Annotated in this window: 18 protein-coding genes and 1 pseudogene; 4 read left to right on the top strand and 15 right to left on the bottom strand. The window is 67.4% G+C overall.

The genetic code is table 11. The features are described from left to right. Positions 1 to 293 precede the first annotated feature (293 nt). A pseudogene (locus tag AC1Z3O_RS06870) lies at positions 294 to 476 on the top strand (hypothetical protein); the annotation flags it as partial. A gap of 159 nt (positions 477 to 635) precedes the next feature. Here the strand turns inward: AC1Z3O_RS06870 and pgeF are convergent. Then, the gene (pgeF, locus tag AC1Z3O_RS06865; RefSeq protein WP_483514621.1) at positions 636 to 1,469 is read right to left on the bottom strand and encodes a peptidoglycan editing factor PgeF; all 834 of its coding nucleotides are present in this window, start codon (positions 1,467 to 1,469) and stop codon (positions 636 to 638) included. Continuing rightward, on the bottom strand, positions 1,453 to 2,661 hold the full coding sequence (locus AC1Z3O_RS06860; protein ID WP_483514619.1) for an RluA family pseudouridine synthase: 1,209 nt from the start codon (positions 2,659 to 2,661) through the stop codon (positions 1,453 to 1,455). Before AC1Z3O_RS06860 ends, pgeF begins: the two co-directional genes overlap by 17 nt. A 16-nt stretch (positions 2,662 to 2,677) precedes the next feature. Between AC1Z3O_RS06860 and AC1Z3O_RS06855 the strand changes: the two genes are divergently transcribed. Further along, positions 2,678 to 3,508: an outer membrane protein assembly factor BamD gene (locus tag AC1Z3O_RS06855; protein WP_483514618.1), complete on the top strand. Its 831-nt coding sequence runs from the start codon at positions 2,678 to 2,680 to the stop codon at positions 3,506 to 3,508. A 100-nt stretch (positions 3,509 to 3,608) separates the two neighbouring features. Here AC1Z3O_RS06855 and yoaA read toward each other — a convergent pair whose 3' ends face one another. From yoaA to AC1Z3O_RS06840, 3 genes are read right to left on the bottom strand one after another with little or no spacing between them, the layout of a single operon-like run. Next, positions 3,609 to 5,789 (bottom strand): DNA repair helicase YoaA, encoded by a 2,181-nt coding sequence (gene yoaA / locus AC1Z3O_RS06850; RefSeq protein ID WP_483514616.1) that lies wholly within the window; start codon positions 5,787 to 5,789, stop codon positions 3,609 to 3,611. Between the two features lie 48 nt (positions 5,790 to 5,837). Continuing rightward, positions 5,838 to 6,041: a DUF465 domain-containing protein gene (locus tag AC1Z3O_RS06845; protein ID WP_483514614.1), complete on the bottom strand. Its 204-nt coding sequence runs from the start codon at positions 6,039 to 6,041 to the stop codon at positions 5,838 to 5,840. Positions 6,042 to 6,073: 32 nt separating this feature from the next. Then, positions 6,074 to 6,910, bottom strand: coding sequence for a hypothetical protein (locus AC1Z3O_RS06840; protein WP_483514613.1), 837 nt, complete (start codon positions 6,908 to 6,910; stop codon positions 6,074 to 6,076). A 200-nt stretch (positions 6,911 to 7,110) separates the two neighbouring features. On the opposite strand from AC1Z3O_RS06840, the gene AC1Z3O_RS06835 reads away from it, so the two are divergent. After that, a complete protein-coding gene (locus tag AC1Z3O_RS06835; RefSeq protein WP_483514611.1) occupies positions 7,111 to 9,465 on the top strand; it encodes a Tex family protein in 2,355 nt (784 codons plus the stop codon). 165 nt (positions 9,466 to 9,630) lie between these two features. On the opposite strand, the gene AC1Z3O_RS06830 is transcribed toward AC1Z3O_RS06835, so the two are convergent. The 3 genes from AC1Z3O_RS06830 to AC1Z3O_RS06820 all read right to left on the bottom strand — a co-directional run bounded on the left by AC1Z3O_RS06830 (position 9,631) and on the right by AC1Z3O_RS06820 (position 15,519). Beyond that, positions 9,631 to 11,862: a hypothetical protein gene (locus tag AC1Z3O_RS06830; protein WP_483514609.1), complete on the bottom strand. Its 2,232-nt coding sequence runs from the start codon at positions 11,860 to 11,862 to the stop codon at positions 9,631 to 9,633. 126 nt (positions 11,863 to 11,988) lie between these two features. Next, the gene (locus tag AC1Z3O_RS06825; RefSeq protein ID WP_483514608.1) at positions 11,989 to 14,250 is read right to left on the bottom strand and encodes a phosphocholine-specific phospholipase C; all 2,262 of its coding nucleotides are present in this window, start codon (positions 14,248 to 14,250) and stop codon (positions 11,989 to 11,991) included. A gap of 510 nt (positions 14,251 to 14,760) precedes the next feature. Next, on the bottom strand, positions 14,761 to 15,519 hold the full coding sequence (locus AC1Z3O_RS06820) for a DeoR/GlpR family DNA-binding transcription regulator (protein WP_483514606.1): 759 nt from the start codon (positions 15,517 to 15,519) through the stop codon (positions 14,761 to 14,763). Positions 15,520 to 15,752: 233 nt separating this feature from the next. On the opposite strand from AC1Z3O_RS06820, the gene AC1Z3O_RS06815 reads away from it, so the two are divergent. After that, positions 15,753 to 15,950 (top strand): hypothetical protein, encoded by a 198-nt coding sequence (locus AC1Z3O_RS06815; RefSeq protein WP_483514604.1) that lies wholly within the window; start codon positions 15,753 to 15,755, stop codon positions 15,948 to 15,950. 247 nt (positions 15,951 to 16,197) lie between these two features. Here the strand turns inward: AC1Z3O_RS06815 and AC1Z3O_RS06810 are convergent, their stop codons facing one another. From AC1Z3O_RS06810 to AC1Z3O_RS06780, 7 genes are all read right to left on the bottom strand, one after another. Further along, a complete protein-coding gene (locus AC1Z3O_RS06810; RefSeq protein WP_483514602.1) occupies positions 16,198 to 18,099 on the bottom strand; it encodes a potassium transporter Kup in 1,902 nt (633 codons plus the stop codon). Positions 18,100 to 18,385: 286 nt separating this feature from the next. After that, positions 18,386 to 19,351, bottom strand: coding sequence for a tripartite tricarboxylate transporter substrate binding protein (locus AC1Z3O_RS06805; RefSeq protein ID WP_483517533.1), 966 nt, complete (start codon positions 19,349 to 19,351; stop codon positions 18,386 to 18,388). Between the two features lie 240 nt (positions 19,352 to 19,591). Further along, complete coding sequence (locus AC1Z3O_RS06800) at positions 19,592 to 20,569, bottom strand: NUDIX hydrolase (protein WP_483514600.1); 978 nt, start codon at positions 20,567 to 20,569, stop codon at positions 19,592 to 19,594. 101 nt (positions 20,570 to 20,670) lie between these two features. After that, complete coding sequence (locus AC1Z3O_RS06795; RefSeq protein ID WP_483514599.1) at positions 20,671 to 21,408, bottom strand: ABC transporter ATP-binding protein; 738 nt, start codon at positions 21,406 to 21,408, stop codon at positions 20,671 to 20,673. Further along, positions 21,405 to 22,226: an ABC transporter ATP-binding protein gene (locus AC1Z3O_RS06790; protein WP_483514598.1), complete on the bottom strand. Its 822-nt coding sequence runs from the start codon at positions 22,224 to 22,226 to the stop codon at positions 21,405 to 21,407. Before AC1Z3O_RS06790 ends, AC1Z3O_RS06795 begins: the two co-directional genes overlap by 4 nt. After that, positions 22,223 to 23,260 (bottom strand): branched-chain amino acid ABC transporter permease, encoded by a 1,038-nt coding sequence (locus tag AC1Z3O_RS06785; RefSeq protein WP_483517532.1) that lies wholly within the window; start codon positions 23,258 to 23,260, stop codon positions 22,223 to 22,225. Before AC1Z3O_RS06785 ends, AC1Z3O_RS06790 begins: the two co-directional genes overlap by 4 nt. Before the next feature lie 73 nt (positions 23,261 to 23,333). Beyond that, complete coding sequence (locus tag AC1Z3O_RS06780) at positions 23,334 to 24,200, bottom strand: branched-chain amino acid ABC transporter permease (RefSeq protein WP_483514597.1); 867 nt, start codon at positions 24,198 to 24,200, stop codon at positions 23,334 to 23,336. Positions 24,201 to 24,290 lie beyond the last annotated feature (90 nt).

The following is a 24,290-nucleotide window of genomic DNA, read 5'->3' as shown; positions in this document are numbered from 1 at the left end:
TTTTATTTACGAAGACGGACCGGATATCCCAATCCGGCCTGCTCTTGGACCGGCCCGCCTCGCGCCTCGGCTGTCAGCGTGATGCGGTATGCTTGCCGGCGGCTCCTGGGGCCTGCGCCGCGGCTCCAGGTGCCTGTCAAACCCATTGTTGCCTTGCAATGTCTGCCCTGTCAATGCGGATTATGTCGTGCAATGGAAGTGACACAATCGCGCTGCCGGGCGCCTCCAGGCCCCGCCACTGCGGCTTGCCCGGGGCCCCGGTGTTTAGTCTGCACGAGAAGGATGAAAATCTGATGTATATCGTTGCCATCGGCTGGCTGTACGTGGCCCTGATGATGGCCATCACCGAGGAAAACGTCGTCGCCGGCGTGGCGACCTTCGTCTTTTATGGCCTTGGGCCCGTGGCACTGCTGCTGTACATCCTGGGCACGCCGGCGCGCCGGCGCAGGCGCCGCGCGCTCGAGGCGGGCGAGGCGCCAGGAACAGCACCAGGAAAAGCACCAGAAAGCGCGCCAGGAACGACGCCAGAAGAGGCAGCACCCGCCACAGGCGCTCAAGTGCCGGTGGCTAAGCTACCAGCGGAGTCCGGCGGCGGGGAACCACCCGCCTGAGGGGTGCCGCGGCCGGCGGCCCGCTCAGGGCGCCAGCCAGACCAGGGTGGCCATGCGGCCGGTGACGCCGTCGCGCCGATAGGAGTAGAAACGGCGGGCGTCGGACACGGTACAGGCATCGCCGCCATAGACCTCGGTGCAGCCGGCGCGGGCCAGGCGCACGCGGGCCAGCGCGTAGATATCGGCAAGGTACTTGCCGGGCGCACCCGCACGGAAAGCCGCATCGACGCTGTCCTGCTCTCCCCTGCCAGCCGCGGCGGCCTCGGCCAGGAAGGCGTCGCGCACTTCCGCCCCGACCTCGAAGGCAGTGGGACCGATCGCCGGGCCCAGCCAGGCAAGCCAGCCGGAGCCAGCGCCCGTGCGGGCCGCCATGCGCGCCACCGTGGCCTCGATCACGCCGGCGCAAAGGCCGCGCCAGCCCGCATGCGCGGCGCCGACCACGGTGCCGGCGCGATCGCACAGCAGCACCGGCAGGCAATCCGCCGTCATCACCGCGCACACCTGTCCGGCTTCGGTGCTGATGCAGGCATCCGCGCGCGGCGGTGCAGCAGCACTGCCGTCCGTGCCCTCCGCGCCGTCTGCCTCGGCAGATCCCGCCGTGGCCACGCCGCAGCCGTGCACCTGGTCGAGCCAGCGCGGCGTGCCGGGCAGCGCCGCCGCCAGCCGTGCCCGGTTGGCAGCCACCGTCGCCGGGTCGTCGCCGACGTGCAACCCCAGGTTGAGCCCGCCCGCCGCACCGCCGGCCAGGCCATAGAGCCCGGCGCTTAGGCCGCCCTGGCGCGTGGTGGACAACGCCCGCACGCGCGCGGGCGCGGGCCAGTCGGGGAGCAGCCAGGCGGGATCAGGCGTCATCGTCATCCCACTCGCCTTCGTCACCATGGTCGCCATGGTCGCCGCCGTATTCGTAGTAGTCTTCGTCTTCGTCCTCCTCGCCAGGCTGGGCGAAATCGAGCACGTCGATCAGGGCCTGCAGGTCGGCGGGGGGCGGCGCCTGCCACGACATGCGCTTGCCGCTGACCGGATGGACCAGGCCGAGCTTGTAAGCATGCAGCGCCTGGCGCGTCAGTGGCACCGGCAGCGGCGCCTTGATCGCCGGGCGCTGCCCACGCTGCGTGGCCCGGTGATAGACCGGATCGGCCACCAGCGGGTGGCCGATCGATTCGAAATGCACGCGGATCTGGTGCGTGCGGCCGGTTTCCAGCTTGCACATCACCATCGACACGCTGGCGCGCCCCAACTGGGCCACGCCCAGCGTGCGGAAGTGGGTGCGCGAAGGCTTGCCGCTGTTGGTGCGCACGATGGCCATGCGCGTGCGCTCGCGCGGGTCGCGCCCGATCGGTGCATCGATGGTGCCCTCATCGGGCGTCTCGCCCCACACCAGGGCGATATAGGTCCGCTTGACCGTGCGCGCCTGCAACTGGCGCACCAGATCGGTCTGCGCGGTCAGGGTGCGCGCCACCACCATCAGGCCGGTGGTTTCCTTGTCGAGCCGGTGCACGATGCCCGCGCGCGGCAGAGTGCTCGCCGCCGGATAACGGTGCAGCAGCCCATTGAGCACCGTGCCGCTCCAGTTGCCGGCGGCGGGATGCACGACCAGCCCAGCGGGCTTGTCGATGACCAGCAGCGCTTCGTCCTCGTGGACCACGGACAGCGGCACGTCCTCGGCCGTGAAGGCCATGGTCTCGGGCGCGGCCTGGGGCCGCACCTCGATGCGCTGGCCGAGCTGCACCGCGGTACGCACGCGCGCCGGCGCGCCGTCGACCGTCACCGCGCCGCCTTCGATCCACTGCTGGATGCGGCTGCGCGAGAATTCGCTGAAATGGCGGGCCAGCAGCTTGTCGAGCCGTTCCCCGTGGTCCGCGCCGCTTACCTCGAGTTCCAGCGGCAGAAAGCCGCCATCGGCAGGCGCGGCTGCATCGACTGCGCCCTCCTCTTCAAGCGTCTCGAGATCTTCCGCTGCGCCCTGTTCGGCGGCCTGCTGCGTGACGCCCCCGTCACCGGCTTGCGGTTTGGGGCTTCGGCTATAATGCTTGACGCTATTTTTTTTCATCCGGGATACGTTGCCCATGCATTCGATGAGCATGAAACGCGCCAGTTGGCGCGCAAGAATTGGAGCGGTTCTGCTTGCAGGCGGCTGCGTCATGCTGTCGGCATGCGGCCTGCTCGCCGATCAACCCGACGAAACCGCCGGCTGGTCAGCGAACAAATTATATTCGGAAGCGAAGGATGCGCTGGATGGCGGCGACTTCACGCGCGCCGTCAAGCTGTATGAAAAGCTGGAGAGCCGCTATCCCTTCGGCCGCTACGCCCAGCAGGCGCAGATCGACACGGCCTACGCCAACTACAAGGATGGCGAGACCGCCGCTGCGCTGGCCGCGGTCGACCGCTTCATCCAACTGCACCCCAGCCACCCGAACATCGATTACGCCTACTACCTGAAGGGCCTGATCAACTTCAATGACAACCTGGGCTGGCTGGGCCGCTTCTCCGGCCAGGACCTGAGCGAACGCGATCCCAAGGCCGCGCGCGCCGCCTTCGACGCCTTCAATACGCTGGTCACGCAGTATCCGGCCAGCAAGTACACGCCCGATGCGCGCGCCCGCATGCAGTACATCGTCAACTCGCTGGCCGAGCACGAAGTCCACGCAGCCCGCTACTACTTCCGCCGCGGCGCCTACCTGGCGGCAGCCAACCGCGCGCAGCAGGCCCTGAAGGACTACGACGGCGCCCCCGCGAACGAGGAAGCGCTGTACATCATGGTGCGCTCCTACGACCTGCTTGGCCTGAAGGACCTGCGCGACGACTCGGCCCGCGTGCTGGAGAAGAACTACCCGAACAGCGACTTCATCAAGTACGGCGAGCGCCGCAAGGACAAGTCCTGGTGGGAGGTTTTCTGAGCCTCACCACGGCCAGCGAGCAGTAGCGTCAGACAAAAAGACCCGGCATTGCCGGGTCTTTTTTTGTCCTGGAAGGCGGCAGCGCGGGCCGGGGCCGGCCTCAGTCCGTTGCGGCGCCCTCGCCATCGTCCGACTCGCCGCCATCGTGCGGGCGTGCGCGCAGATCGGACAGGAAGCGCAACACGGTCTCCTGCTCGCGTGTGCGCGCAAACGGCGGCAGGCTCTGCCAGATCTGCCGGCCGTAGGGCTTCTCCACCAGGCGGGTATCGCAGATCACCAGCACACCGCGATCGGTCTCCGAGCGGATCAGGCGTCCCGCGCCTTGCTTCAGCGTAATGACCGCATGCGGCAACTGATGCACGGCAAAGGGGCTGAGCCCCTTCTTCTGCAGCACCTCCATGCGCGCGGCCAGCACCGGATCGTCCGGTGGCGCGAACGGCAGTTTGTCGATGATGACCAGCGACAGTGCCTCGCCGCGCACGTCCACGCCTTCCCAGAAACTCTGGCTGCCCACCAGCACCGCGTTGCCGAGTTCGCGGAAGCGGTCCAGCAGTTCGGTGCGGCTGGCCTGCCCCTGCACCAGGAGCGGCAGCGCGAGCCCGCGCTCGGCAAAGGCGTCATACAGCATGTCGGCCGCGCGCTGCACCGCGCGCAGCGTGGTGCACAGCAGGAAGGCACGGCCGCCTGCGGCTTCGATCAGTGGCAGCGCAGCCTCCACCACTGACTCGGTGAAGTTCGGCGCCTGCGGCGCAGGCAGGTTGCGCGGCACGTAGAGCAGGCCCTGCGAGGCGTAGTCGAAGGGGCTGGGCAGCGTCAGCGAGCGGTCCTTGTCCAGGCCCAGTTGCGCGGCATAGTGGCTGAAGTTGCCCTTTACCGACAGCGTGGCCGAGGTGAAGACCCAGGCGCGCGGCGGACCTTCGCGCTGGCGCGTGAAGATGGGCGCGATCGACAGCGGCGTGCGATGCAGCTGCACGGTCTGCGAAAACACCTCCACCCAGCGCACGGTATCGGGGCCGAAGGCATCGGCCTTAGCCGGCGGGCCTTCGCCGGCGGCCTCGTTGGCGGCCTTGCTCGCGGCTGGCTGCGCACCGTCCGGTTGCGCGCGCCAGGCCGCCAGGCGTTGCGACAGCTCGACCGCGCGCTTGTAGCACTGCTGCAGCGACTCGGCACGCTCAGCCTGGGATTCCAGCAGCTCGACAAACTCGGCCAGGGCCGCGTCCACCGCCTCCAGCGATTCGTTGAAGGCCGGCGCGATACGGGGATCGGCCTCGATCTGGCCCATCGCCATGCGCGTGTTGTCCTTGCTAAAGGCCAGCCGCAGGTCGCGCGCGGCGCGCTCGAGCGGCGCGCCGATGCGTACCCAGTCGACCGCATCGCGCGCATGCGACAGGCCTTCGGCCACGGTGTCGCGCGCGAGCTCCAGCAACTGGCTGGTCGACAGGGTCTCGCCGAAGAACAGCGTGGCCGTGTCGGGCAACTGGTGGGCTTCGTCGAAGATGACCGTGTTGGCGGCCGGCAGCAGTTCGGCCATGCCGGTGTCGCGCAGCACCACGTCGGCGAAGAACAGGTGGTGGTTGACCACCACCAGGTCGGCCTGCTGTGCCTCCTTGCGCGCCCGCATCACAAAGCATTCCTTGTAGTGCGGGCATTCGGTGCCGAGGCAGTTGTCGCGGGTGGACGTGACCAGCTGCCACACCGGCGCATTCTCGGGAACCACGGCCAGCTCGGCCTTGTCGCCGGTGGAGGTGGTCTTGGCGAAGCGGCCGATCTCGCGCAGCCAGGCGGCGTCCTGGCGCGACGCGAGCCGGCCCGCGGCCTCGGCCCGCTCCAGGTGGTAGTGGCACAGGTAGTTGGCGCGCCCCTTGAGCAGGGCTACCGAGATCGGCACATTGAGCGCGCGCCGCACCGTGGGAATGTCCCGCTGGAACAGCTGGTCCTGCAGGTTCTTGGTGCCGGTCGAGAGGATGACCTTGCCGCCCCACAGCATGGCGGGCACCAGGTAGGCAAAGGTCTTGCCCGTACCGGTCCCGGCCTCGACGATGACCGTGTCGCTGTCCTCGATGGCACCGGCCACGGCCTGCGCCATGCGCGCCTGCGAATCGCGCGGCCGATAGCCGGGAATGGCTTGCGCGAGCGTGCCGTCCGGGGCAAACACGACGTCGAGCGCGGCGGCATGGGCGGCCTTGGCCGCAGCGCGCGCGGCGCCCTCTTCCTGCGGCGAAGAAGTGGCGGTGGACGGTGCCGGCTCGGCGGCGGAAATCAGGTCTGGGGAATCGGACAAGGCTGCGGGCAATGGGCGCGGCGCCGCCGGGGGCGCCACACGGGGAAATCAGGCAGGTACATCGGGCTCCAGTTGCAACTGGAGTAGTGTGATGGCGTCTTTGAGCTTGAGCCGGCGCTTCTTCAAGCGCCGCAGCTGCAACTCGTCATGCGCCGCCTCCTGCACCATCCGGTCGATCAGGAAATCCAGGTCGCGGTGCTCGATCTGCAGCTCGATGATCTGCCGCTGCAGGGTATTCAGGTTCAGATCCATGGTCGCCCTCCCTCCTCCGCGGCACCCGGCACTCAGAAACCGAACGGGCGCGGCGTCGAAGCCTGGCCCTGCTGCTTCGCCTTGGCGCGCCGCTCTTCGAGCTCCTTCTGCCGCTGCGCGGCGTCGCGCTGCTTGGCCTCGTAGGCCTTGGCGTTCTCGGCGTGCTGCTGTGCCTTCTCGGCACCGTGCTGCTGCGCCTCCTTCATGCGGGCGTCGAAGTCCGACTGCTTTTTCTCGTAGGCCTGGGCATTGGCGGCGCGCTGCGGGGCTTGCCCCTGGCGCTCGGCATCGCGCAACTGCTGCTCCTGCTGCTTCTTCTCGAAGGCCTCACGGCTGGCCCGCTCGTCGGCCTCGCGCTGCGGGCGCTCGGCCTCCTCCTGCGCGCGCTGCAGGGCAAGGCGCTCGTCGCGCTGCTTTGCCTTGAAGGCACGCTCGGCGCTGCTCACCTCGAGATCGCGCTTGCGCAGCACCTCCAGTTCCTCGCGCTGTGCGTCCTTCGCCTTGTTGACGCAGTGGTTGACGAAGAAAGTGGAATAGCAGTCGTGTTCGGCCTTGGAGAACCGGTAGTTGGTCCATGCGCGCGAGTCGCTGATCGCCTTGCGCTCGGCGTCGAAGTCACGCGGCGGCGCTTCGGCAGCCGATGCCGGGACCGGGACCGCCGCCGGCGCAACCGGCGTCTGGGCGCGGACCTGGCCGCCGGACAGGCCGAATGCCAGCCAGGCCGCCATCATCGCCCCCAGCAGCCTCGGCGCACGCGTGCCGCGCCTGCGCAAGGCCGCGCCGGCCCTCGTTGCGACGGTGGCTGGCGGGGCAAGTGGCACGCCGGATTGCTTGGCCTGCATGGTGGCCGGATGTGGCTTGTCGATCATGGTGCGATTCTAGCATCCGGGCGGCCTGGGCCGGCAGCGCGGCGAGCGTGCCCGCGGCACGCGCACACGGGGTGCGCGCCGCCCCCGCCGCCACGGGATCCGCCCCAGGAGTCGCCCCACAAGTGGCGTTGGCCCCTCTACCTGCGGCAGCGGCGCGGGCTTGTGGCAAAATGCCCCGCTTTCGACTGACTGTATTCCGGATGTCCAACCTGCCCGCCCACGTTTCACAAAAGATCGTGTCGCTGATCGCGGCCGAGCTCTCGGTGCAACCCCGCCAGGTGGCCGCGGCCGTCGCGCTGCTGGACGAAGGCGCCACCGTGCCCTTCATCGCCCGCTACCGCAAGGAAGTCACCGACAACCTGGATGACACCCAACTTCGTACGCTGGAAGAGCGGCTGCTCTACCTGCGTGAGATGGAAGAGCGTCGCTTGGCCATCCTGGCCTCGATCGAGGAACAGGGCAAGCTGACCGACGCGCTGCGCACCGCCATCGAGGCAGCGCAGACCAAGCAGGCACTGGAAGACCTCTATCTGCCCTACAAGCCCAAGCGCCGCACCCGGGCCCAGATCGCGCGCGAGTGCGGGCTGGAGCCGCTGGCCCAGGCGCTGCTGGCCGATCCGACGCTCGACCCGCAGGCCGAGGCGGCCAAGTTCGTCAATGGCAAGCCCACCGCCGACGGCGGCGTGCCGGACGTCAAGGCCGCGCTGGACGGCGCCCGCGACATCCTGTCGGAACAATTCGGCGAGACCGCCGAGCTGCTGGGCAAGCTGCGCGACCACCTGTGGACCCAGGGCATCGTCAGCTCCACCGTGATGGAAGGCAAGGAAGGCGCGGAAGAAGAGAAGTTCCGCGACTACTACGCCTACAGCGAAGCGATCCGCACCGTGCCCTCGCACCGCGCGCTGGCCCTCTTCCGCGGCCGCAATGCGGGCGTGCTGATGGTCAAGCTGGGGCTGGGCGAGGAACAGGACGCGCTGGTGCCCCACCCTTGCGAAGGCATGATCGCCGGCCATTTCGGCATCCAGAACCGCAACCGCCCCGCCGACAAGTGGCTGGGCGACGTGTGCCGCTGGTGCTGGCGCGTCAAGGTGCAGCCGCACCTGGAGACCGAACTGCTGACGCAGCTGCGCGAAACCGCCGAAAGCGAAGCCATCAAGGTCTTCGGCCGCAATCTGCATGAACTGCTGCTGGCCGCGCCGGCCGGCCACAAGGCCGTGATGGGTGTCGACCCCGGCATCCGCACCGGCTGCAAGGTGGCGGTGGTGGACACCACCGGCAAGCTGCTGGAAACCGCCACCATCTACCCGCACGAGCCGCGCCGCGACTGGAACGGCTCGCTCGCCACGCTGGCGCGCCTGGCCAAGCAGCATGGCGTGGCCCTGGTCTCCATCGGCAACGGCACCGCCAGCCGCGAAACCGACAAGCTGGTGCAGGACCTGATGCGCCAGGCGCCCGACCTGAAGCTGACCAAGATCGTGGTCAGCGAAGCCGGCGCCTCGGTCTATTCCGCTTCGGAACTGGCTGCCAAGGAATTCCCGGATCTCGACGTGTCGCTGCGCGGCGCCGTGTCGATCGCGCGCCGCCTGCAGGATCCGCTGGCGGAACTGGTCAAGATCGACCCGAAATCGATCGGCGTGGGCCAGTACCAGCACGACGTCAACCAGCGCGAGCTGGCCCGGACGCTGGACGCCGTGGTCGAGGACTGCGTGAACGCGGTCGGCGTGGACGTGAACACCGCCTCGGCCCCGCTGCTGGCGCGTGTCTCTGGCCTGAACTCGGTGCTGGCGCGCAATATCGTCGACTTCCGCGACGCCAACGGCGCCTTCGCCAACCGCGATACCCTGAAGAAGGTGCCGCGCCTGGGCGACAAGACCTTCGAGCAGGCCGCCGGCTTCCTGCGCATCACCAACGGCGACAACCCGCTGGACCGCTCCTCGGTCCACCCGGAAGCCTATCCGGTGGTCAAGCGCATCCTCGACCATATCAAGAAGGACCTGTCCGCCGTGCTGGGCAACCGCGAGGCGCTGCGGGGCCTGTCGCCGACCCAGTTCACCGACGAGACCTTCGGCCTGCCGACGGTGCGCGACATCCTGACCGAACTGGAAAAGCCCGGCCGCGACCCCCGCCCCGAGTTCAAGACCGCCACCTTCCAGGAAGGCGTGGAAGAGGTCAAGGACCTGCAACCCGGCATGGTGCTCGAAGGCGTGGTCACCAACGTGGCGGCCTTCGGCGCCTTCGTCGATATCGGCGTGCACCAGGACGGTCTGGTCCACATCTCGGCGCTGTCGAGCAAGTTCGTCAAGGACGCGCATGAAGTGGTCAAGGCCGGCCAGATCGTCAAGGTCAAGGTGATGGAAGTGGACGTCAAGCGCAACCGCATCGGCCTATCGATGCGGCTGGACGATGAACCCGGCCAGACCTCGCGCCCCGCGGGCGGCGGCGACCGCAGTGACCGTGGCGGCCAGCGCAGCGGCGGCAAGGGCTCCGGCGGCGGCCGCCGCGAAGCGGAGCCGGCGGGCGCGATGGCCGCGGCCTTCGCCAAGCTCAAGCGCTGACACCACGGCAGGCGCACGCCTGCCGGACCCGGGAAAGCCAAAACGCCCCCGCATGCTTAGGCATGCGGGGGCGTTTTCTTACAGCCTTCCGGCGAGGTCTGCCGGGCCAAGGCCCGGTCGAACGGGCTTGGAGATACCGATCCGCTCGGGTGCGCCAGATCCCGCCTACTTCTTCAGCAAGCCGGACAGTGGCTTTTGCGACAGGAACATTGAACTCAACTCATCCTGTGTCAAGGCGCGATTCCACATCCCCAGGTCAGAGAAGGCCATTTGCATGGGCTTATCTGTCGTGGCGAGGGCGGGATTATAGGATCCGGCCTTCTGCCCGTTCTTGGCCATGTAGAACTTGCCAGTTCCATCCTCCCCCAACCCGAAGCCGATCTCGCTCGACTGGTTCACGCCGGCCAGGGCCGTGACAATCATTCCTGAGGCGAACGCCTTGGTCTGCGATTGGGTGCCCAGGACGGGATCGAACACATAGCCCGACATGGTCTTGGCGCCGACGTCGACCACCATGGCAAAGTACACCCACTGGTTCTCGCTGAACGGGATGTACGGGCTGTTGGTGTCAGTGCGGCGGGAGCCATCCGCGACGTTGAACTCCGCGCCGCATCCGAACATGCTGATGATGATGCCCGCGGTGGCGCCGCTGGTAGCGTAGCCGGTCTTGTTGCTGAAGATGGGCTCGCCGACTGTGTTGGTGCTGCACGCCGGGGCCTTGTACCAGAAGCCGATGGTGAAGGCGCCACCGCTGGCCACTGCGCTGTTCACCACGTCCTGCGAAGAGGACTGCGGCGTCAGCCGGTAACCGTCGTAGCCGGCGGCGTTCGCGATATAGGTATCGATGAACAGACCACGGCCGCCCAGCGGGTCGGCGGTCATGGCGCCGCCGTTGGCATCGGCCGCCCACGGCCCCATCGTGCTGTTCCCCAGCGCATCGACAGGAGCCGTCTGTTGCGGATCTTCACCGAAGGGGTAGTAGACCGTCAGCCCGTTGACCAAGGTGGTGGCGAGGGGGACCGGGGGCTGCGCCTTGATGTAGGAGATCTGGGGCGTGAGCACGGCGCGGGCCGCCGTGCCCGCGATGACGGTATAGCTGAACTGGTACTTGCCCGTCTGCAGTTCTGCCCGGTCGGCGAGCGGATCGGTATACGTGGTCGTGCCTGCGGGCAGCTTGGCGATTTCCGTGCCGTCGCGCATGAGAGTGATGGCCGCGCTCGCGGGCGCGCTCCACGTCAGCACGGGCCGGGCTCGCGTCGTGTTGTCCTCGGCAATCTGGACTGCAAGCGCGGGGGGTTGCGCGCCGATCAACTGGCCGCCGTCCATCGCGTAGTCCTGATTGGCCGGCGTCTTGTCCAGATAGGCCAGGATCGTAGGGGTCACGTCCGCGATGCTGGCATATTGGTACAGTCCCGCGACTGTCGCCGGCAGCGCGGGGGTCGATCCGCGCTGGCCATTGTTTTCCTCCTGGTTGACGGCGATGAACGCGGCCGACTGCGGCACCTGGGGCAGCCCGTCGGCGCGACCATTGGCGTTCAGGCCGTGGCTCGAGGCCACGACGACCAGCCACTTGCTATCCGGGTTCTTTGCGGTTTCCGACAGCAGCGTGCCGACGGCCGCGTCCAGTTGCGCAAGCTTCTGCGCGTACTGGGACGAGGCCAGGCCATCGTTCAGCGCCACCTCCTCGGCGGAATGGTACTGGGCCACGATGGTCGCGTAGTCGCCCTTGCCTATCATCTGGACGGCGTTGCGCGTGACGCAGTCGTCGGGGGTGGCGTCCTGGGAGCAGTCGGCCAGCGTGTCCAGCGCGCCCGCGGCATGATCGGAACTCAGCAGGGTCGCCAGAGGTGCCGAGGCGACCGTTGCCCCGGTCAGGTTTGTGCTGGATGCCTTGACCCTGCCGAACAGGGTCTGCACGGCGGGCTTCTGGCCGGACGTGATCGCGAAGATGCGATGCCGGCTCGCCCACGTGCCCGTCAACAGGGTCGTCCATCCGGGCGCGTCCAGGTTGGGCTGCTGGCTGACGTCGTTGAGAACGCCGCCGCTGTAGGCGAGCTGCGGCTGGAGCTTGGCGAGATTCGGCAGTTGGCCCGACGCGATGCCCTGGCGCAAGGCGTCGTAGGTGACACCGTCGAGGTCGACGAACAGCGTGCGCTTGGCCAAGGTTGTGGACGACGTGGGGGTGTCGGTGCCGGTGCTGGGCTGCGGCGTGTCGGCGGAGACGTTCCTGTCGTCACTGCTGCCGCAGCCGGTCAGGGCGCCACCCATCAGCCCGGCCAGGGCCAGGGTGCTGGCGAGCCTGGCCAGCGGCCAGCGCCGGTATTCCGGGCGTTGGCGCACGGTGGAGGCGCTATCGCGCGCCGAGGCCGACGGTAGCGGACTGCCGCCCGCCCGCAATGCGTTGCAATTGAGGATCATGTTGTGGAGTGCCTAATTTGGGAGGATGTTGCGACCTTGGGGTCTGCCGTGTCCCGCAAGGCCGGCCCGCCACGGTGTCGGCGGTGCGCCGGCCTTGCATCATCGCTATGCGCCCGCGCCCATCGCCGGGTCCGAGACGGAGTCCTTGCCAGTTTCGATACGGCCGGCGAAACGGCGCTTGAAGGTCGGCGATGCGCTGGTGCCGACGCTGAAGTCGTACCAGTTGCCGCTGTCGGCGACCGGCCAGCTCAGTTCGCCCACCGCGTTCGGCGCCACCGTGGTCGTCCACGGGCCGTCGGCGTGATACGCGTTCGCGGCGACGGTGAAGGTGCAGGCCTGGTTGCCCCGATTGTGTAGCTTGACGCTCACCGAAGCGTTGTCGCACGGTTGGTAGCAGACCTGGATTTCCGGATTCACCGCGCCCGTCGTCTCGTTCAGGTCGCCGACGAATTCGCGGTGGTAGCCATTGGGGCCGAGTACCCAGAGGTGATACTTGCCGTTGTCGGCGACGGGCAGCGTCCAGCTGCCGGTCAGCGACTTGTTGGCTTCCACCAGGTAGCGGCGCGGGATGAGGTCCAGGTGCAACTTGTCGTAGACATGGAACAGCGCGCCCACGCCGCTGGTGCTGGCGTTGACGAATTCCAGCGTGACCGCGCCCGCCTGTGCGTTCGGATGCATGGTGGTATGCAGTTCGTAGGGCAGCGCGCGCGACGGCCGCGTGCCGGTCGCCTGGGCGGGCAAGGCAGAACTGGTCGTGGCGCTAGGCACGGGAATGGCGGTCTTGGCACTCTGCGCGATCGCCAGGGCGTCCGCGCCAACCTTGCTTGTACGGCCGGGCAAGGCCGGCACCAGGGCGGCGTTCGGGTTCACAAAGTCGAAGCACGAGGTCAGGTCGCCGCAGACGGTACGGCGGTAGTTGCTGATCTGGGGCTCGACGACGCCAAAGCGCTTCTCGAGGAACATCAACGTCGACGTGTGATCGCAGACCTGCGAGTTGACGAAGCCGCCGCGGCTCCACGGAGAAATCACCAACATCGGCACGCGCGGGCCCGGGCCGTACGGCCGGCCATCTATCGCGGGCTGGTTGCTCGTGGCAGGCGTGTAGGTGTGGTACTCCGGTGCCATGTCGCTGTCCGAAAGTGTGCTGCCGCCGGCCAGCGTGCCGTCCGCATTGCGCGAGGGTGCGCATGGCGGGGGAAGGTGGTCGAAGAAGCCGTCGTTCTCGTCATAGTTGACCAGCAGCACGGTCTGGCTCCAGATCTCCGGATTCGCGGTCAGGGCGTCCAGAATCTGTTGCACGTACCAAGCGCCCTGCGCCGGGCTGGAGGGGCCTGGATGCTCGCTGTATTGCGATGGAGGAATGATCCAGGAGACTGACGGCAGCGTGCCGTTCTGGACATCGTTGCGGAACGTCTCGAGCAGGCCTTCCGGCATCGTGTTGCCAAAGCCCTTAGCCAGTGGGCTCAGCGCATCGTCGATATCCGGGTTGTAGGCCGGACCGGCGGCCGTCGGCGACTGCGCAAGACTTGTTGTCGCAACATACACGGGTCGGCGCGTGGAGGGCATCTGCTCGATGGCCTTGCGCCAATGGCGAAAGCCCATCATTTCATTGCAGCCGTAGTTGTCGATCAGGCTTTGATAGACCTTCCAGCTAACGCCCGCACGCTCCAGGCGGTCGGCATACGTGGTCCACGTCCATCCCAAGGTGGAGGCGCCGATATCGTTGCCGCCGTTGAATTCATTGTTCAGCGCAGCGACTGCAACGGGCGTGTTGGTGGCTGGGTCCAGCCCGTTCGGGCCGTTGGTGCCGGTCCAGTAGAACAGGCGGTTGGCGATCGTGCCGGTGTGCATTCCGCAGTGATAGGCATCGCACACCGTGAAGGCGTCGGCGAGCGCGCGCTGGAATGGCACTTCCGCCGTGTCGTAGTAGCCCATCGAGAGTGGCGTCTTCGCGTTCGGCCAGGCCGCCATCCGACCATGGTCCCAGGCGGCCTGCGCATCGTTCCACGTGTGCGGCGTGCCGCCGGCGCGCTGTGCATTGCCCGCGGTTCCGTCGAGGTGATACGGGATGAGCGTGCCGGCCCCGTAGGTCTGGTAGAAGATATTGCGGGTGTTCGCGGAGGGAACCGGGAAACGGTCCCCGTAGCCACGCATGCCCTTGTGCGTGCCGAAGTAGCCGTCGAACGAGCGGTTCTCCAGCATTACCATCACCACGTACTTGACGTCCTGAATGGTGCCGGTGGCGTTGTTAGCTCCGATGGCTAGCGCGCGCCGGATGCTCGGAGGGAAGGTGGAGAGCGTTGCGACAGCGGCAGCGGTGCCAAGGGAGGAACGCAGGAACTTGCGCTTGGAAGGATTGAAGGTCATACCGGATGAAGGATTGTGGGTGTCTTGGACAAGCTTGGGCATGCCTTAGTCAGGGCGCCGGCGCGCAGTGCACCGTGGTGCAGGCCTGTGCCGTAGTGCCGCCGGTGTTTCCGGAGTTGCCCGGGGTGGTCGGGGTGGTTGGCGTCGTCGCGTTGTCACCGCCACCGCAGCCGCCCAGCAACAACACGAGGCACAGCGCACCAATGCCCAGCATGGATCGGCCTGATTCTTGGTGTGTAGGGATCGGTCTAGTCATGAGATTGGTCTTTGCAGTCCGAGCACGAATCGTTGCGATGGGCATCGTGGTCAATCGAGCTGTCGCAATGCGCGAGCACTGCGACAACCGCGGGGCGTACCTGGAGCAGGCTCGGCTGCTAGGGAAAGACTGTTCCGGTATGCTTCATGAGGTTTATTACCGACGCGTCGCGAGAGCGTTTGCGTCTGCTATGTCGGGGTACGTCGGGCATGCCGAGACGCGAGTCGTCGATCGCGCCTGGCATGCCATGGCACTCAGCAAAGATGCATTTCCACGCCCGCGCGCTCGCATAGCGATTGCAGCTCGGCGGGGGCGTCGGCATCGGTGAAGAAGTGGTCGACCTGTTCGAGGCTCGCCACCCTGCAAGGCGCCTCGCGCAGAAACTTGCTACTGTCGGCAAGCAGCAGCCTGCGATGGCTATGCGTGAGGAGGACCTGCGACAGTTCCGCTTCGTCCGGCTGGAATTCGTAAAGCGTGCCGTCGGCACTCACGGCGCCTACGCCGCAGATGGCGAAGTGCGCGCGGAACTTGCGCAGGAAGTCGAGCGTGGTGCTGCCCATCACATCGCGGTCCGCTGGTCGCAGCTTGCCGCCAGCCACCCAGGTCTCTATCCCAGGTTTGTCGGCCAATACCCGTACGGCATCAAGGTTGTTCGTCACCACGCGTAGCGGCCGGTCTGGAGGAAGGGCGCGCGCGAATTCCGCGACCGTCGTGCCATAGCCAAGAAAGATCGTCGCGTCGTCCTGCATGAGACCGACGGCCGCCTGCGCGATACGGCGCTTGCGCTCGATCTGGACATTGCTTCTTTGCAGGAAACTCTTGTTGTGCTGGTTTGTCGGCAGGCTCAGCCCGCCGTGCACGCGCCTGACCAGGCCTTGTTCATCGAGATCGTTGATGTCGCGGCGGATCGTCTGGCTGCTCACGTTGAAGCGGACGGCCAGTTGCTCCGTGCTCAGTCGGTCGACGCCCTGCAAGCAGTCAAGGATGTCTCGTTGTCGGCGGCTCAGTCCCATTTGTTCATTCGCTCAAGATTTATGTTCGAATGAAAATCTACTTGGCGAATGTGACGATAAAATGATATTCGCAGCGAAAGCGTGGGCAGTTCACGTATCCTGCCCGCGCCGCGGGCAATCTTGTGACATCGCCGGGCGTTGGCCCCAGCGGAGCCTTTCAGCTCCTGCGAAAGAGAAGGTGTGACCGCGTGATGGCGAGGGTCAAGGGGATCAGGGCGCAGCCCCGTGAACGTATGCTCGACGCCATCCCTGAACAGGACAAATGGCTGCGCGCCAATGACCGCGCTGCACGAGGCAAGTTCCAGCGCGCCGCGCCGCAAGAAGGGCACACATCGCTGTTGCTCGCGGAATGCTGGAGGGGAAACCTGACACGCTCACTCAGCTCTGGCGTGGGCAATTTGCGGCTATTTGAGCCACGATCCCTCTTCTAACAGCTCGCCGCGCCGCGCGCCGGCCAGCCACGCTGCCCACCGGCCCAGCGGGATTTGCGCGAGATAGGTATCGCGAAAAAAAAGCCACCAAGGCAAGTCAATGGTGGCTTTTTTCGAGGTTAGCAGTAGTGCCTACCGACACCACATAACTCAGGAATGCGGGGGCGTTTTTCCTCAGAGCTCGCAAGCGGGGCCGCGTCCGGCGGGAGCGGCGCTCCCCCTTGCCGGCCGGCGGCCGCCGGCCGCCTTAGATTTCCACCTTGGTGCCCAACTCCACGACCCGGTTCGCCGGAATCGAGAAGAAGTCCGAAGGCTTCGCGCCGTTCTGATGCATCCAGGCGAACAAGCTCTCGCGCCACATCGACATGCCCGGCAGCTTGGACGGGATCACCGATTCGCGCGCGATGAAGAAAGAGGTTTCCATCAGCTCGAAGGCCATGCCGAGCTTGCGCTGCGCCAGGTCCAGCACCTTCTGCACGTCGGGCGTTTCCTTGAAGCCGTACTCCGAGCGCAGGATGTAGATGCCGCCGCCCAGGTCCTTGCAGGCGAGGCGCTGGTCGTCGTCCACGTAGGGAATGTCGCGCGTGACGAAGGTCAGGAAGACCACACGCTCATGCAGCACGCGGTTGTGCTTCAGGTTGTGCAGCAGCGAGACCGGCACGTACTCCGAGTTGCCGGTCAGGAAGACCGCCGTGCCTTCGACGCGGTGCGGCGGGTGCGCCAGCAGGCCGGCAATGAACGGCTCCAGCGGGATGCCGTCTTCCAGGCTGCGTGCGCGCAGCAGCTTGCGGCCGCTGTACCAGGTCATCAGCAGGAAGAAGGCGGTTCCGCCCAGCAGCAGCGGGAACCATCCGCCTTCGGCCACCTTGAGCAGGTTGGCGGAGAAGAAGGCCAGGTCCACCATGAGGAAGCCCAGGCCGATCAGCATGACCAGCACCGGATTCCACTTCCAGACGTTGCGCATCACCACCACCGCCAGGAAGGTGGTGATCACCATCGTCGTGGTCACGGCGATACCGTAGGCGGCGGCCAGGTTATCGGACTTCTTGAAGGACACCACCACGATGATCACCAGCACCAGCAGGATCCAGTTGATCACCGGCAGGTAGATCTGGCCGATTTCCGCAGCCGAGGTGTAGCGGATGCGCATGCGCGGCACGAAGCCGAGCTGGATGGCCTGGCTGGTCAGCGAGAAGGCGCCGGAGATGACCGCCTGCGAGGCGATCACGGTAGCCAAGGTGGCCAGCAGCACCATCGGCAGCTGCAGCATCTGCGGCACCATCAGGTAGAAGGGGTTCTCGATGGCGCTCGGGTTCTGCAGCAGCATCGCGCCCTGGCCGAAGTAGTTCAGCATCAGGCAGGGCATGACCACGGCGAACCAGCCATAGCGGATCGGGCGCGCGCCGAAGTGGCCCATGTCGGCATACAGCGCCTCGGCCCCCGTCAGCACCAGGAAGACCGAGCCCAGCACCACGAAGGCCTGCAGCGAATGCTCCATCAGGAAGTTGACCGCGTAGTACGGGCTGACCGCCATCAGGATGGCCGGCGCGTTGACCAGATGCAGCAGGCCCAGCGCGCCCAGCGCGACGAACCACACCAGCATCACCGGGCCGAACAGCTTGCCGACGGTTGAGGTACCGCTGCGCTGGATCAGGAAGAGCGCGCAGAGAATCACCAGCGTGATGGGAATCACAAAGTGGGACAGCCCGGGCGCGGCGATCTCCAGGCCCTCCACCGCCGACATCACGGAGATGGCTGGCGTGATCACCGCGTCGCCGTAGAACATGCAAGCGCCGAAGATGCCGAACATCATCAGCATCTTGGCCCGCTTCGATCGCGGCGTGGCAGTGCGCAGCGCCAGCGCCATCAGCGCCAGCACCCCACCCTCGCCGTCGTTGTCGGCCCGCATCACGAACAGCACGTACTTGAGCGAGACCACGATGATCATCGCCCAGAACAGCATCGAGATGATGCCCAGTACCGCGGCCTGGCTGAACGGGATCCCGTGCTCGGCGCTGAAGCACTCCTTGAGCGAGTAGAGGGGGCTGGTGCCGATATCGCCGAAGACGACGCCGATCGCACCGATCACCAAGGCACGCGTGCTTGGACTTTCGATGTAATAGTGGCTGGTTGCGGATTGGGTGGTCATGGATAGGGGTCTGGTTGACCGACTCTTGAACAGAGCGACGGGCCAGAGGCCGGACACGGCTCCGGTTCGCTATTGCATTGCACAAACGCGCGCCATTCTAGTGGAAGAGCCCGACTACGGCCACTGCGGGAGATACCGGGTGCGCCGTCCGGTTCGGCAAGCATGCGAGCGAAGCGCCATACGGTCAAGCCCTTGCGCCGCGGCGGCGGGGCGCCGGGGCGGCGGGCCCGCGTTGCATCCCCGCGACACTATGTATTAAAGATCATACATAAAGGCAATGCCGTGCTCAGTCGACGCTCAAGCGCATCTGGCGGGCCAATTCGCCAAAGCGCACGATGTCGCGATCGATCATCGACTGGAATTCCTGCGGTGTGCTGGTCGTGGTGTCGTAGCCCAGCGCACGCAGCTCGGCCGTCATGTCGGGGCGCCGCACAATGGCGGCGATGGCGGCATTGAGCTTGCGGATCACGGCGGGCGGCGTCGCGGCCGGCGCCAGCACGCCATGCCACTGATTGAGCGCATAGCCCGGCACGCCCTGCTCCGCTACCGTCGGCACGCCCGGCAGCAAGGGCGAGCGCTGCGGCGAGGTCACCGCCAGCGCGCGCAGCGTGCCGGCCTGGATAAAAGGCTGTGCGCTGGAAGCCGTGACCACGCCCAGTGCCACATTGCCGCCCAGCACGGCCTGCAGCGCGGGGCCGCAGCCGCGGTAAGGCACGTGCAGCCAGCTTGCGCCGGTGCGGCGGGCCAGCATCTCGCCGGCCAGTTGCTGGGGCGTGCCATTGCCGCAGGAAGCATAGGCGGGTGACGCCACGCCCTGCCCGCCACCGGCATCCAGCGCCTGGCGCAGGCTTTGCCAGGGCGACGCCGCCGCCGTCACCAGCACCGAGGGCACATAGGCGATATTGATCACGCCCCGCAGGTCGTCTTGCGGCGAAAAGCCGACATTGCGGTAAACGCCCGGGTTGATGGCATAGCTGCTGTTGACCATCAGCAAGGTGTAGCCATCAGGCCTGGCGTGCGCCACCAGTTGCGCGCCGATATTGCCGCTGGCGCCCGCCCGGTTCTCGACCACGACCGGCTGGCCCAGCTCGCCCTCCAGCCGCGCGGCGAGCTTGCGCGCGAGCAGGTCCGTGCCTCCGCCGGGCGGAAAGGTGACGATCAGTTCGATGGGCCGGCTCGGATATGGCGCGGCCGGACGCGGCGCGGCGCCCGCGGACGGTGCCGGTGCCGACAGGCAAGACACGGCCAGCATGAGCAGGGCGGTTTGCACGCTGCCAGGGCGGCGCGGCAATGCATTATTTATACTCATTTTGAGCATTATTTGTCTAAATAAACTAAGGCTTGGCCCCGTCCTCACCGCACCACCTTGCCCGAAGCTTCCGCAGGGTGCCGGTTTGCGCCGGGTCCTCCTCCTCCGTCAATTATGCTAGCAATGAGCATAATTAGCCGTCAAGCCCGGATGATCCGGCCACGAGCGGACGCGCCCGCCCGACTACCGCGCCAGCGGCAGCTTGCTGCCGGCGATGGCGCGCTCCAGCAGGACATCGCCACGGAATTGGAACAGCTTGGCAGGCCGCCCCGCCGTGCCTTGCGTCATGCGGCCGGTGTCCTCGACCAGCGCCTGCTGCTCGATAAAGCGGCGGAAGTTCTGCTTGTGCAGGCAGCGCCCCGCGACCGCCTCGAAGGCCTGCTGCAATTGCAGCAGCGTGAAGGTCGGCGGCATCAGCTCGAACACCACCGGCCGATAGCGCATCTTGGCCCGCAGCCGCGCCATGGCCGTCGCCAGGATGCGGCGATGGTCATGCAACATGGGCTCGCCCGGCAGCGCCACGCCGGCGCCTGCCGCCGCGCCCGCCACCGCCTCCGGAACCAGGCCCGCCTCGAACAGCAGCTCATAGCGCTGCAGCACCATTTCTTCGTTCCAGGACGCATCGTCCGGCCCGAAGGTGAAATCGATGCGCTGCTGCCGGCGGCGCCTGGACGCCGCATCGCCTGCCTGCTCGCTCCACTGGCGCAGCGCCGGCAGGATGCGCGCGGCCACCATCGCCGGACACCCCTCGCGCCAGTCTTCCCACGGAAAGTAGCGGTACCAGTCCTGCCAGCCGCCGCCATCGATGGCGGCATCGGCCGCTTCGCGCGTGAGGCCCAGGTAGCTGACCGAGATGACGCGCTGCCCCTGCCGGTTGGCGCGGTCCCCATCGGCAAAGGTATAGAGCTGCTCGACATAGCCCAGCGGATGATGGGTCTGGGCCTCCACCCAGGCACGCAGGCCGGCCTGCAGCGAACGGTGCGACGATTCGAAGGGGCCGGCCGGCAAGGCATGCATGTGGTTGCGCGTCAGCACGCGGGGCTGGCCATGGCTGACCGCGACCAGCACCGCGACCAGCTCGGTCGCGACCGCGTCGGCTGGCAGGGCCGAGGAGGCGGACGGGGCGGACAAGTCGGGAGGGCGGGAGTGGGCGGATGACATGGCGGCGGCGAAAACCGACATTGTAGTGGCACGAATGTAGTGGCACGACGCCGCGCCAGCGCCCGCCCGGAATGCGCTGCGCGGGCGCGCCGCCCCGCCCCTCAAACGCCCAGGTAGCGGTCGAGCCGGGCGGGCGCAGCCGCCAGCGCCGAGGCCGCGCCGTCCAGCACCACCTGCCCCTTCTCCAGCACCACCGCGCGATCGGCATGCGCGAGCACCGCACGATAGTTGCGGTCGACCACCACGCAGGCGATGCCGGTGGCGCGGATGGTGGCGATGACCTGCCAGATCTCGCGCACGATGCGCGGCGCCAGCCCTTCGGTGGCTTCATCCAGGATCAGGCATTCCGGATTGGTCATCAGCGCGCGGCCGATCGACAGCATCTGCTGCTCGCCGCCGGACAATTCATGGCCGCCGTTCGACAACCGCTCCTTGAGCCGGGGGAACAGGTCGAGCACGCGCGCCTCGTCCCAGTCATGGCGTCCCGTGCAGCCCTTGCCGGCCGCCATCACCAGGTTCTCGCGTACCGACAGGTTGGGAAACACGCCCCGCCCTTCCGGCACGTAGGCCACGCCGAGGCGCGCCACCTCATGCGGCCGGGCGCGCGAGGCATCCCGCCCCGCCACGCGGATCTCGCCGCGCCGCTGGCGGACATGGCCCAGCAGCGTCCGCAGCAAGGTGCTCTTGCCCATGCCGTTGCGTCCCAGCAGGCCGACCGTTTCTCCCGGGGCCACGTGAAAGGCCACGCCGCGCAGCACATGGCTGCTGCCATACCAGGCATGCAGCTCGCTGGCCTGCAGCATGGGCACCGCACCCATCCGACCACCCTCCCCGCTCATGCCGCCCGCTCCCGCGTGCAGCCGGTGCCCATCGCCACAAGGCCCGCGCCGCCGGTCGGTTCCGCCTCCATCTCGTCTTCCCCCAGGTAAGCCAGCTGCACCTCACGGTTGGTGCGGATCGCGGCCGGCGCATCCGAGGCGATCACCGCGCCGTTGACCATCACGGTGATGCGGTCCGCCACGGCGAACACCGCCTCCATGTCGTGCTCCACCAGCAGCACGGCGTGCCCTTCGCGCAAGCCGCGCAACAAGTCGAGCATGCGCGCCGACTCTTCCGCCCCCATGCCGGCCAGCGGCTCGTCAAGCAGCAACACCAGCGGCTGCGTCGCCAGACACATCGCCACCTCGAGCTGGCGCTTCTGTCCGTGCGACAGCGCGCTGGCCGCAAGGCCGGCCACGCCGGCCAGCCCGGCCCGCTCGAGCGCCTCGTCGCCCAGCGCACGGCTGACGCGGCAGGCCTGCGCGCCTTCCCACAGGCGCCAGGCCCGCTGCGCGCGCGCCTGCGCCGCCAGCCGGCAGTTCTCGCGCACGGTCAGCGGCAGGAAGATGTTGTTGCGCTGGTAACTGCGTCCCACGCCATGCCGGGCCAGCCTTGGCTGGGTCCAGCCGGTGACGTCCTGGCCCTGCAAGCGCAGGCGGCCGCCGGAAGGCGCCAACTCGCCGGAGAGCATATTGATCAGCGTGGACTTGCCGGCCCCATTGGTGCCGATCACCGCATGCACCTGCCCCAGCGCCAGCGATAGGTCGACGCCGGCCACGGCCGTCAGCCCGCCGAAGCGCCGGCTCAATTGTTCTGCCTGCAGCACCGGCGCATTCATGCGACCTCCTTTGCGCCATGTTCGCCGCCGCGCCAGCCACCGCGGCGCAGGCGGGCCGCCGCGTCCGCCAGCCCGACCAGGCCGCGCGGCAGCAGGGCCACCGCCAGGATCACGAAACCGCCCATCAGCAGTTGCCAGTGCTTGGTCAGGCCGCTGAACAACTCCGCCAGCAGCACGAAGGAAAAGGCGCCGAGCACCGCGCCCGCCAGGCTGCCGACGCCACCCAGGATCACCATCAGCATCGCGTTGCCGGACTGGTGCCAGGAGCCAATCTCCGGATTCACGAAGCCGAACTGGATGGCGTACAGGTAGCCGGCCAGCCCCGCCAGCATGCCACCGGCGACGAAGGCGCCGAGCTGGTAGCGATAGGTGGCAAAGCCCGCCGCGCGCATGCGCTGCTCGTTATGCCGGATGCCCACCAGCGCGTGGCCGAAACGCGAGCGCAGCACCTGCGCCAGCAGGCCCAGCGTCACCGCCAGCGCCGCCAGCACGAGCCAGTAGAAAGGCCGGGCGCCGTCCACATTAAGGACCGTGCCCCCCGGCAGGCCGAACTCGGGCCGGAAGTAGATATAGGTACCGTCGCTGCCGCCCGCCAGCTTGGTATCGTGGAAGACAAAGTAGACCATCTGGGCGAAGGCCAGCGTGACCATGATGAAGTAGATGCCGCGCGTGCGCAGCACCAGCATGCCCACCAGCAGCGCCAGCAGCCCCGCGGCGCCCATGGCCGCGGCCATCAGCACCCAGCCGTTGCCCGGCCCCGCCTGCGGCGCCAGCAGCGCGGTAGCGTAGGCCGCCGCCGCGAAGTACGCCGCATGGCCCAGGCTGACCAGGCCGGTGTAGCCGATCAGCAACTGCAGGGACAGCGCGAAGATGGCCATCACCATGACCTTGCTCAGCAGCTCGATATAGAACTTGCCGGTCTCGCCCTCCAACAGCAGCGGCAGCCCCGCCAGCGCGCCCAGCGCCACGAACCAGGCCAGCACGGTAAGCCGCGTGTGCCCCGCGTGCCGCGCCTGCTGCCCTTCCCTCTCCATCCCTGCCCCCATCCAAGCCTCCTCGCCTGCGGCACGCCGCCGCGCGCCCTGTCCCGTTCCGCGGCCCCGCGCCTCAGCCGGCCTTGAACAAACCCTGCGGCTTCCATAGCAGGATGACCGCCATCAACAGATAGATCAGCACGCCTGCGGCGTCCTGCCAGAAGACCTTGCCGAAGGTATCGACGAAGCCCAGCAGCAGGGCCGCCACCAGCGCGCCCTTGACCGAGCCGATGCCGCCGATCACGACCACCACGAAGCAGACGATCAGCACCTGCGCACCCATGCCCGGATACACCGAAGACACCGGCGCTGCGATCATGCCGGCCAGCACCGCCAACGCCACGCCCAGCGCGAACACGAAGCGGTACAGCAGGGTGATGTTGATGCCGAGCGACTGCACCATCTCGCGATTGGTCGCGCCCGCGCGGATCATCATGCCCAGCCGCGTGCGCCGGATCACGAGGTACATCGCCCCCGCCACCGCCAGGCACACCGCCGAGATGAAGAGCCGGTACACCGGGTAGGTCATCTCGTTGCCGATCGGCAGCGCGCCGTCGAGCATGGCCGGCACCGGCACACCGTGCACATCGTCGCCGGCCAGGATGCTGCGCAGCTCCTCGAACACCAGGATCAGCCCATAGGTCATGAGCACCTGCTGCAGGTGGTCGCGCTCATAGAGGTAGCTGAAGAACAGCCACTCCAGCACATAGCCGAACGCCACCGCCAGCACGATGCCCAGCGGGATGGCGACGAACAGGCTGCCGGTCAGGCTGGCCAGCGTGAAGGCCAGGTAGGCGCCCAGCATGTAGAAGCTGCCGTGCGCGAGGTTGATCACGCCCATGATGCCGAAGATCAGCGTCAGGCCGCTCGCCACCAGGAACAGCAGCAGGCCGTACTGCACGCTGTTCAGGCATTGGATAAGAAAGGAAACGATGTCCATGCGCCGCGCATTTCGCCAGGTTCAGGAAAACGGCCAGGCCCGCACCGTCCGCCGCGGCAGGCGGGCGGACGGCGAGCCTGGCGGCGTCGT

This window comes from Cupriavidus sp. 09_S30 (assembly GCF_056930435.1).
This window is presented reverse-complemented; position numbering and strand designations above follow the sequence as displayed.

Bases quoted from the DNA above. Each gene is read 5' to 3' on its own strand.
- pgeF (WP_483514621.1), bottom strand. From the start codon at position 1,469: ATGACGATGACGCCTGATCCCGCCTGGCTGCTCCCCGACTGGCCCGCG.
- AC1Z3O_RS06860 (WP_483514619.1), bottom strand. From the start codon at position 2,661: ATGAAAAAAAATAGCGTCAAGCATTATAGCCGAAGCCCCAAACCGCAA.
- AC1Z3O_RS06855 (WP_483514618.1), top strand. From the start codon at position 2,678: ATGCATTCGATGAGCATGAAACGCGCCAGTTGGCGCGCAAGAATTGGA.
- AC1Z3O_RS06845 (WP_483514614.1), bottom strand. From the start codon at position 6,041: ATGGATCTGAACCTGAATACCCTGCAGCGGCAGATCATCGAGCTGCAG.
- AC1Z3O_RS06840 (WP_483514613.1), bottom strand. From the start codon at position 6,910: ATGATCGACAAGCCACATCCGGCCACCATGCAGGCCAAGCAATCCGGC.
- AC1Z3O_RS06835 (WP_483514611.1), top strand. From the start codon at position 7,111: ATGTCCAACCTGCCCGCCCACGTTTCACAAAAGATCGTGTCGCTGATC.
- AC1Z3O_RS06825 (WP_483514608.1), bottom strand. From the start codon at position 14,250: ATGACCTTCAATCCTTCCAAGCGCAAGTTCCTGCGTTCCTCCCTTGGC.
- AC1Z3O_RS06820 (WP_483514606.1), bottom strand. From the start codon at position 15,519: ATGGGACTGAGCCGCCGACAACGAGACATCCTTGACTGCTTGCAGGGC.
- AC1Z3O_RS06815 (WP_483514604.1), top strand. From the start codon at position 15,753: ATGCTCGACGCCATCCCTGAACAGGACAAATGGCTGCGCGCCAATGAC.
- AC1Z3O_RS06810 (WP_483514602.1), bottom strand. From the start codon at position 18,099: ATGACCACCCAATCCGCAACCAGCCACTATTACATCGAAAGTCCAAGC.
- AC1Z3O_RS06805 (WP_483517533.1), bottom strand. From the start codon at position 19,351: ATGCTGGCCGTGTCTTGCCTGTCGGCACCGGCACCGTCCGCGGGCGCC.
- AC1Z3O_RS06800 (WP_483514600.1), bottom strand. From the start codon at position 20,569: ATGTCATCCGCCCACTCCCGCCCTCCCGACTTGTCCGCCCCGTCCGCC.
- AC1Z3O_RS06795 (WP_483514599.1), bottom strand. From the start codon at position 21,408: ATGAGCGGGGAGGGTGGTCGGATGGGTGCGGTGCCCATGCTGCAGGCC.
- AC1Z3O_RS06790 (WP_483514598.1), bottom strand. From the start codon at position 22,226: ATGAATGCGCCGGTGCTGCAGGCAGAACAATTGAGCCGGCGCTTCGGC.
- AC1Z3O_RS06785 (WP_483517532.1), bottom strand. From the start codon at position 23,260: ATGGAGAGGGAAGGGCAGCAGGCGCGGCACGCGGGGCACACGCGGCTT.
- AC1Z3O_RS06780 (WP_483514597.1), bottom strand. From the start codon at position 24,200: ATGGACATCGTTTCCTTTCTTATCCAATGCCTGAACAGCGTGCAGTAC.